The sequence below is a fragment of the Rhizobium sp. S152 genome, assembly GCF_030380735.1.
GTDB lineage: Bacteria > Pseudomonadota > Alphaproteobacteria > Rhizobiales > Rhizobiaceae > Rhizobium.
This window is the reverse complement of sequence record NZ_JAUDRZ010000022.1, coordinates 1-1,309: the sequence shown is the minus strand read 5'-3', so window position 1 is coordinate 1,309 and position 1,309 is coordinate 1. Positions and strand designations below refer to the sequence as shown.

Annotated in this window: 2 protein-coding genes; both read left to right on the top strand. The window is 64.4% G+C overall.

What is annotated here, in order from left to right; genetic code table 11:
* On the top strand, nt 1-1,020 hold a 1,020-nt coding region (locus QTL95_RS16165), incomplete at its 5' end, for a UDP-glucose dehydrogenase family protein (protein WP_289720951.1).
* A 2-nt stretch (nt 1,021-1,022) separates the two neighbouring features.
* A partial coding sequence (locus QTL95_RS16160) for a GDP-mannose 4,6-dehydratase (protein ID WP_289720950.1) occupies nt 1,023-1,309 on the top strand: 287 nt, incomplete at its 3' end.

The window sequence follows — 1,309 nt, the reverse complement described above, 5'->3', positions numbered from 1 at the left end:
GTCTATGCCGCCGCCCGCGAGATCGCCGCCGCCGTCTCCGGCTTTACCGTCGTCGTCACCAAGTCGACCGTGCCCGTCGGCACCGGCGACGAGATCGAGCGCATTTTCCGCGAGGAGTTCCCGGATAAGGACATCGCCGTCGTCTCCAACCCGGAATTCCTGCGCGAGGGTGCGGCCATCACCGACTTCAAGCGCCCCGACCGCATCGTCATCGGCACCGAGGAGCCGCGCGCCATCGAGATCATGCGCGAGGTCTACCGGCCGCTCTATCTCAACGAGGCGCCGCTCTATTTCTGCGAGCGCCGCACCTCCGAGCTGATCAAGTACGCCGCCAACGCGTTCCTCGCCATGAAGATCACCTTCATCAACGAGATCGCCGATCTTTGCGAGCAGATCGGCGCCGACGTGCAGAAGGTCGCCAAGGGCATCGGCATGGACAAGCGCATCGGCGACAAGTTCCTGCATGCCGGCCCGGGCTACGGCGGCTCGTGCTTCCCCAAGGATACGCTGGCGCTGGTCAAGACGGCGCAGGATTTCGACAGCCCGGTCAGGCTGATCGAGACCACGGTCGCCATCAACGACAACCGCAAGCGGGCCATGGGCCGCAAGGTGATCGCCGCCTGCGACGGCAGCGTGCGCGGCAAGAAGATCGCCATATTGGGCCTGACCTTCAAGCCGAACACCGACGACATGCGCGACGCGCCGTCGATCACCATCATCCAGGCGCTCATCGACAGCGGCGCCACCGTGCATGCCTATGATCCGGAGGGCATGGAGGCGGCAAAAGACGTGCTCGGGCCGATCACCTACGGCACCGACCCTTACGAGATCGCCGAAGACGCCGACGCCATCGTGCTGGTCACCGAATGGGACGAGTTCCGCGCACTCGACTTCCGCCGCCTCAAGGCCACCATGAAAAGCCCCGTCCTCGTCGACCTCCGCAACATCTACCCCGTCGCCGAGATCACCCGCCATGGCTTCAGCCACTTCGCCGTCGGCAAGAAGAATGGGGGGAACTGAGAATGCGCTATTTCATCACCGGCACGGCCGGCTTCATCGGTTTTCACCTTGCCCGCCGCCTGCTGCAGGACGGCCATGAAGTCACCGGCTTCGACGGCATGACGCATTATTACAACATCAAGCTGAAGCATATGCGCAACGCCGCCCTTGCCCAGTTCCCGGCCTTCCGCGCGGTCACTGCGATGCTTGAGGATCGCAAGGCGCTGGAAGACGCGGTCGCCGCCGCCAAGCCCGACGTCATGGTCCATCTCGCCGCCCAGGCCGGCGTCCGCTATAGCCTCGAAAATCC